A 7,143-nucleotide genomic window follows, 5' to 3' on the forward strand; every position below is an offset into this window, starting at 1 on the left:
ATGTAAGCAGGGGTTTATTTATTGCCCAAAATTATTTTCTTAAGACTGTTGAAAACATTCGTATTGAAATTTACACAATTTTAAGGACTTGACTAAGAGAACTCCCTTAATTGGTAAATTAACATGAAAAACGGCTTAAATAAGGGAAGAAATTTCCTCTATTCATCCGAAAAACATGAAAAGAAGGGGATTTTACTATGTATAACGGAAAAACTTTCCCTTATTTACCTCGAAAGTGAACCCTATTTTGAAAATAAGGGAAAAATCTTCCCCTATTTACTTGCGCTGGCTACTAGCAAGTTTATACTTTATAATTTGAGATTAATAACTGTTAGCATTATCGAGAAACCGCGGCCTACCACTGTAAGCCGCGCAAAATTTCCGGAAAGTTTAGAAGGACTCATTATACGCTTACACAAAGCACAAAGACAAGTCGTAAAGACGCGTTTTCAACGTGGCTTTGCGGCTTGTGTGCTTAGTCCGCTCTCACCAGACACTTAATTTAAATTCTTTATTAGAATAAACTTTTAGTTCACGGTTGGAATTAACAACAAAAGAACACCATTTCCTTTGTGGAAATGGTGTTCTTCGGTTTTATTCCATCTTTTATTCGTTATTGAACAGTTTTAGCGCTCTTTGGCCAAATTAACCCAATAATGACACCAACGACAGCTGGTAACATCCAACCAAGCCCAATATCGTAAAGTGGTAAGTAATTTGTGTAGAACGATTTAACAGATTCAAACACAGCAATCGTTGCTCCAGGTAGACTGCTTACTAGCGTGCTATAGCCGTCGAAGAAGCTTACACAAAACGTAAAGATCATTGCCGCTGCGTAAACACTTTGCTTATGACCAAACAAAGGTGAACAAAGGGCTAATAAAATCAGAACAATCGCTAACGGATACAATAACATTAAAACTGGTATCGCATATTGAATGATATTGTTTAAACCAAAGTTAGCAATCGTAAATGATAGAAGACATAAAATCAGAACGAACCATTTATAACTTATTTTCGGATAAACCTGATTAAAGAACTCACTACAAGACGTAATAAGGCCGATACTTGTTTTTAAACAAGCAAGGACGATAATAATAGCTAATAAGATAGCGCCGAATGGACCGAAATAATGCTGAGCTACCGCTGCAAAGATTAAGCCGCCATTATCATATGTACCAATTGCCGATACGCTTGATGCCCCCATATACGTAATAAGCCCGTAAATTAGCATCATGAGAATCATCGCGAAAATACCTGCTTTCCAAGTAGCTTTCGCAATCTCCTTACGATCAGTGATACCTTGTCCCTTAATTGCTAAAATGACCACAATACCGAATGCCAGTGAAGCAAGGGCATCCATCGTGTTATATCCTTCTTTAAAGCCTGTAATAAAGGCTAAACCGCTATAGTCACCAGTTGGGTTTCCGAACTGACCCATTGGTTTAACAATCGCAATGATAATTAAGATGAATAGAAATACTAAAAACGCAGGAGTTAAATATTTTCCAATATAGTCGATGATTTTTGCTGGATTCAAAGAGAAGTAATAAACGATCGCAAAGAACACAAAGCTAAATAGTCCAAGATATAAAGAGCTGTGTGCTGGATTGATATACGGTTCAAAACCAACTACGAATGGAACGGTTGCTGTTCTTGGAATGGCAAAAAACGGTCCAATCGTTAAATATAACGCCACAGCGAAGACGATTCCAAATAGCGGATGAACCCGACTTGCTAAGTCACGTAATCCATTACTACCAGATAAACCGAATGCCAAAATCCCCAAAAATGGTAGTCCAATTGCTGTAATTAAGAATCCGATTAAAGCCGGCCAAAAATTCGTTCCAGCAAGTTGCCCCATTTGGATCGGAAAGATTAAATTACCTGCACCAAAGAACATGCCAAACAGCATCGTACCAATGATGGCATAGGTAGAAAATGATATTTTTTGTTGCATAATTATGCTCCTTCTAGGGTGAATTTCATTTATTTTATCACCACTTTAGGGAGTAAGCTAGACTTTTTACACAAGTGTTCCGATAAATATGATAATTTTGTGTTTTCTAAATGGTATATATTCAATAAAATCATATTAATTTATCATAATATTTAGATATTTCAAACATTCGAGTGCCCTTGGGATTTTCATAGAGGCACAACCTTTACTGAATACTTGATGCCATCCTCCTTATTTTATTTATCTAGTAAATACTTCTACCAATCTATCATTTATATAGATTAGTAATCATAAACTATAAGGTATGCACTTTTTTAAGGGGGACATGTTCATGGTGAAAATCATTAAGGCGGGGAAATCAAAAGAGGAAGTTTCAAAAAATGACCTTCAAGTTTCAAAAATTGTTGCAGATGCAATTCAAGACATTGAAGCGCGCGGGGATGCAGCAGTTCGTGAATACTCAGAGAAATTCGATAAATGGTCTCCAGCATCGTTCCGTTTAACTCAAGAGCAAATCAGGGAGATTGTGGCATCAGTGCCTGCAGAGGTTATTGAAGATATTAAATTTGCGCAAAAAAATATTCGTGAATTTGCCGAAGCACAACTAGCTTCCCTGAATGATATAGAAGTAGAAAACATTCCTGGCGTCATACTGGGTCATAAAAATATTCCTGTAAGTAGTGTTGGTTGTTATGTTCCTGGAGGACGGTATCCAATGGTTGCTTCTGCGCATATGAGCGTGTTGACAGCAAAGGTTGCGGGTGTAAAACGTGTAATCGCTTGTACGCCGCCAATTAACGGACAAGTACCAAAGGCAACAATTGCAGCGATGTCACTAGCAGGTGCGGATGAAATTTATTTACTTGGTGGTATTCAGGCAATGGCGGCGATGGCAATTGGAACGGAAACGATCCAGCCAGTGGATATGATTGTTGGACCTGGGAATGCCTTCGTTGCGGAAACAAAACGTCAATTATTTGGTCGTGTCGGAATCGACTTATTTGCTGGTCCAACTGAAACATTAGTCGTAGCTGATGAAACAGCGGATGCCGAAATGATTGCAACGGATATTCTTGGACAGGGGGAGCATGGGCCAACTTCACCAGGGGCGTTAATTACAACATCTGAAAGGCTTGCCTATGAAACAATTGAAGAGATTGAAAGACAGCTAAAAGTACTGCCAACAGCAGATATTGCTCGTGTTTCTTGGGCAGATTATGGTCAGATTTTAGTCGTAGATAGTCTTGAAGAAGCCGTTGTGGAAGCGAATAGGTTAGCGTTTGAACACGTGGAGATTTTAACGGAGAACCCTGATTACTTCTTAGAAAATCTGACGAACTATGGTTCTTTATTTTTAGGGCCTGAAACAAACGTTGCTTATGGCGATAAAGTCATTGGGACGAACCATACATTGCCGACAAAAGGGGCAGCCCGTTATACTGGCGGTCTTTGGGTAGGGAAGTTTATTAAAACGGTAACCTACCAAAAAGTAACGAAGGAAGCCTCTGCGTACATTGGGGAATATGCAGCCCGTCTATGCCAATTGGAGAACTTTGCGGGTCATGCAGAACAAGCCTTACTACGTGTACGTCGCTATGGTCAAAAAAGTAGTGTAAAGGGGTGAATCTAGTGGAGAAGTTATCAATTGTAGGATGCGGTACGATGGGTCATTCCATTGCGTTATCAGCTGCATGGGCGGGCTTGGACGTAAAGGTTGTTGGGGTCAATGAAGAGAACCTCAACAGGGCAAACAAGGGAATCCAAAATAAACTAAGCGTATTGGTAGAAAATGAGTTACTTGATCAAAGTGAAGCTGAAAAGATTGATGCGCGGATTACACTTCTTACATCCTTAAAAGAAGGGGTAGAAGATGCGACATTTATCATTGAAGCAATTCCTGAAGTTCTTGAAATGAAACTTGCATTTTATCAGGAACTCGAACAGCTGATTGGGAAAGATGTCATCATCGCCAGCAACACCTCTGGATTCACACCGACGAGCTTAGCAGAAAATGCACGTTACCCTGAGCGTTTTATTGTGACCCATTACTGGAATCCCGGTCATTTGATTCCCCTGGTGGAAGTAGTAAAAGGAGAGAAGACCAATCAAGAAACCGTTGACCGGACGATGGAATTTATGAGAAGAATGCACAAGCATCCGATCTTCATCAATAAAGAAATTCCGGGATTCATCGGAAATCGTCTGCAATACGCTTTGTTCCGCGAAGCACAGTCTTTATTGGACGAAGGCGTCGCATCAAAAGAAGACATTGATGCTGCGGTAGTTTACAGTATAGGTCGCCGATTGCCTGTTACGGGACCATTAATGACGGCAGATATGGGTGGCCTTGATGTTTTTTCTGCCATTTCTAACTATCTATTCGAAGACTTAAGTACTGCTGAAAAATCGGGCAGAATATTAACGAGTTTAGTAGAGGATGGCAAGCTCGGAGATAAGAGTGGAGAGGGCTTTTATCAGTGGGATGAAGAGACATCTAAAAAAATCAATGCTGAACGCGAGGAAACATTGATTCATTTCCTAAAACTTGACCGAGAAAGGAATGAGTAAAGATGACGTACTTTACGGATCTACATAATAAAACGGTTATGGTTACGGGGGGAAGTAAAGGAATTGGGAAAGATATTGCGCTTTCCTTTGTAAAACTTGGCGCCCATGTATTGATCATTGGACGAGGAGCAACGGCTTTAGAAGATACGCTTGCTGAGCTAAACGAGGCTGGTAGTGGAAAACATAAAGCAGTTGTAGCGGATGTGAATGACATTTCTCGTATCCAGGAGATTGTAGCGGAAACAGTCCGGGATTATGGCACAATCGACATCCTGGTTAACAATGCTGGTGTCAACATTCCAAAGCCCGCCATTGAGGTGACAGAAGAGGATTGGGACACCATCCTCGATACGAATTTAAAGTCTGTTTTCTTCTTCAGTCAAGCGGTAGGCAAGCATTTGATTGAACAAGGAAAAAAGGGGAAGATCATTAACATTGCTTCCCAAATGTCCTTTGTTGGCTATATTAAGAGAGCGGCATATTGTTCGAGTAAAGGCGGCGTTGTTCAGTTAACAAAGGCGTTGGCCGTGGAGTGGTCTTCGTTCGGAATTAATGTGAATGCCGTCGCTCCAACCTTTGTGGAGACGGAACTTACAGCAGGTATGTTTAAAGATGAAAACTTTAAAAAAGATGTAGAAAGTCGAATTCTTTTGGGCAAGATGCCAAAACCAAAAGATATTTCAGGTGCGGTTCTCTATTTAGCATCTGAATTAGCTGATTTTGTCACGGGTGAGACCATTAAGGTAGATGGCGGATGGACCGCTATTTAGATAGAAAAAAGTGGGGAAATCACAAACGGTTTCCCTGCTTTTATCTTATACATCGCTTTCTTGAGCGTAATGTTATCAGACTATTTTTAATAAATGGAATAGTGTTATAATATTTTAACGTTATGTTTCTATGAAAGAGTGGATAGGATGAAAACAATACATGTACATGGGGCACCGAGTGAGTATATTCTGCAAAAGGGTGCATTGGACTTACTAGAGTCTAAATTAATTGAAAGAAATCATAAAAAAGTGCTGGTTGTGCGCGGAGTGAAATCATGGGAAGCCGCAAAAGCATATTGGCCAACAATGGAACAAATTGAATACGATGAATACATATATGGCGGAGAATGTTCTTTCGAGGAAATCGAGAAAGTTTCAAAATTAGTGCTTTCTCAAGAATATGAAGCGATTATTGGTGTTGGCGGTGGGAAAGTTTTAGATTTAGTCAAGGCAACAGGTAATGAAACACACAAACCAATCATCTTAATCCCGACGTTGGCTTCCAATTGTGCACCATGGACACCGTTAAGCGTGCTATATGATGATGCGGGCTCGTTTATTCGATATGATATTTATCCAGTTTCGGCAAGTCTAGTATTAATCGAACCAGAAATATTAGTAATGGCTCCGGTTGATCTGTTCGTGGCGGGCATTGGGGATACATTAGCAAAATGGTATGAAGCAGACATCCAACTAAGAGCTATTGCCAATAAAACGGTCCCAATGATGATCGCTCATTATACAGCTGAGCAATGTAAGGTGATTTTAGTACAATCAGCCGTGGAAGCTGTTCGTGCCGTTCGTAATGGCGAAGTGAACGAAGAATTCATCAAAGTGGTGGAAACAATCATTATGTATAGTGGAATGGTAGGGGGATTTGGAGACCATTTCGGTAGGGTGACAGGAGCCCATGCGATTCATAATGGTTTAACGATGCTAGAAGAAACACATCACGCATTACACGGTTCAAAAGTCGCTTATGGTATTTTAGTGCAATTAGTATTAGAAAATCGCTGGAATGAAATTCAAAGACTTGTGCCCTTCTATCAGCAACTTGGTTTACCATTATCCCTTAGCGAGTTAGGAATAGATGGGATTACAGATGAGATGGTGAATGAAGTAGCTGAAAAAGCAACAATTCCAGAAGAGTCGATCCATTTAATGTCCATCGGCGAAATCACGTCAACACGAGTAAGGGACGCGATTCTAGCATTGGAGAAATATTATAAGGAATTGAAAATCTAATTGCAGATGGTGGGAATTCTATCTACTATGTAGGTGCAGCTCAAAGTGCGATATGAACGGGTCTTCTTTTGAAGTACAAAAGTGAAATAGCATGGGAATTCGTAAAGGAATTCACCATGCTGTTTTTTCTTATGAATGCATATAGTGGAGGCTAGGAGGGGAGAACGGCGGAGGGTTGTGATTAACCGCTCTAAATGGAGGTGAAAATTAGATAAGCGGAAACCGTTCTTTTGTTTCGGGTAAAATATCAGCAATTTTTAAAATAAGGGAAATTTCTTCCGTTAATGTGCGGAGAGGCGGCTTATTGGGCAGATTTAAGGGAAGAAAATTCCGTTAACTGCTCTAAATTAGGGTGAAATTCAAAGGTTCGGATGAGATAAGGGAAAAACATTCCTTTATTTCGGATAAGATATCGGCAATTTTTAAAATAAGGGAAATTTCTTCCGTTAATGTGCGGAGAGGCGGCTTATTGGGCAGATATAAGGGATGAAAATTCCGTTAACCGAGTCAAGTCCTTAAAATTGTGTAAATTTCAATACGAATGTTTTCAACAGTCTTAAGAAAATAATTTTGGGCAATAAATAAACCCCTGCTTACATT

The 7,143-nt window shown here is 39.8% G+C and carries 6 protein-coding genes; 5 read left to right on the forward strand and 1 reads right to left on the reverse strand.

The genetic code is table 11. The features are described from left to right. Positions 1-123: 123 nt before the first annotated feature. On the forward strand, positions 124-501 hold the full coding sequence (locus tag JOD29_RS20075) for a hypothetical protein (RefSeq protein ID WP_205101748.1): 378 nt from the start codon (positions 124-126) through the stop codon (positions 499-501). A gap of 112 nt (positions 502-613) precedes the next feature. On the opposite strand, the gene brnQ is transcribed toward JOD29_RS20075, so the two are convergent. Further along, positions 614-1,960 carry a branched-chain amino acid transport system II carrier protein gene (gene brnQ / locus JOD29_RS20080; protein WP_124767053.1) on the reverse strand — a complete coding sequence of 449 codons (1,347 nt, stop codon included), beginning with the start codon at positions 1,958-1,960 and terminating at the stop codon, positions 614-616. A 331-nt stretch (positions 1,961-2,291) separates the two neighbouring features. Here brnQ and hisD point away from each other — a divergent pair, with 331 nt between their 5' ends. From hisD to JOD29_RS20100, 4 genes are all read left to right on the forward strand, one after another. Beyond that, entirely contained in the window at positions 2,292-3,584 is a 1,293-nt protein-coding gene (hisD, locus tag JOD29_RS20085) for a histidinol dehydrogenase (protein ID WP_124767052.1), read from the forward strand. A gap of 5 nt (positions 3,585-3,589) precedes the next feature. Beyond that, on the forward strand, positions 3,590-4,528 hold the full coding sequence (locus tag JOD29_RS20090) for a 3-hydroxyacyl-CoA dehydrogenase family protein (RefSeq protein ID WP_192894276.1): 939 nt from the start codon (positions 3,590-3,592) through the stop codon (positions 4,526-4,528). A 2-nt stretch (positions 4,529-4,530) separates the two neighbouring features. Beyond that, positions 4,531-5,298, forward strand: a complete 768-nt coding sequence (locus JOD29_RS20095) for an SDR family NAD(P)-dependent oxidoreductase (protein ID WP_124767050.1) — start codon at positions 4,531-4,533, stop codon at positions 5,296-5,298. A gap of 147 nt (positions 5,299-5,445) precedes the next feature. Continuing rightward, positions 5,446-6,543 (forward strand): iron-containing alcohol dehydrogenase family protein, encoded by a 1,098-nt coding sequence (locus tag JOD29_RS20100; RefSeq protein WP_124767049.1) that lies wholly within the window; start codon positions 5,446-5,448, stop codon positions 6,541-6,543. Positions 6,544-7,143: the final 600 nt, after the last annotated feature.

This window comes from Lysinibacillus composti (genome assembly GCF_016908465.1).
Classification (GTDB): domain Bacteria; phylum Bacillota; class Bacilli; order Bacillales_A; family Planococcaceae; genus Ureibacillus; species Ureibacillus composti_A.

Bases quoted from the DNA above. Each gene is read 5' to 3' on its own strand.
- JOD29_RS20075 (WP_205101748.1), top strand. From the start codon at position 124: ATGAAAAACGGCTTAAATAAGGGAAGAAATTTCCTCTATTCATCCGAA.
- brnQ (WP_124767053.1), bottom strand. From the start codon at position 1,960: ATGCAACAAAAAATATCATTTTCTACCTATGCCATCATTGGTACGATG.
- hisD (WP_124767052.1), top strand. From the start codon at position 2,292: ATGGTGAAAATCATTAAGGCGGGGAAATCAAAAGAGGAAGTTTCAAAA.
- JOD29_RS20095 (WP_124767050.1), top strand. From the start codon at position 4,531: ATGACGTACTTTACGGATCTACATAATAAAACGGTTATGGTTACGGGG.
- JOD29_RS20100 (WP_124767049.1), top strand. From the start codon at position 5,446: ATGAAAACAATACATGTACATGGGGCACCGAGTGAGTATATTCTGCAA.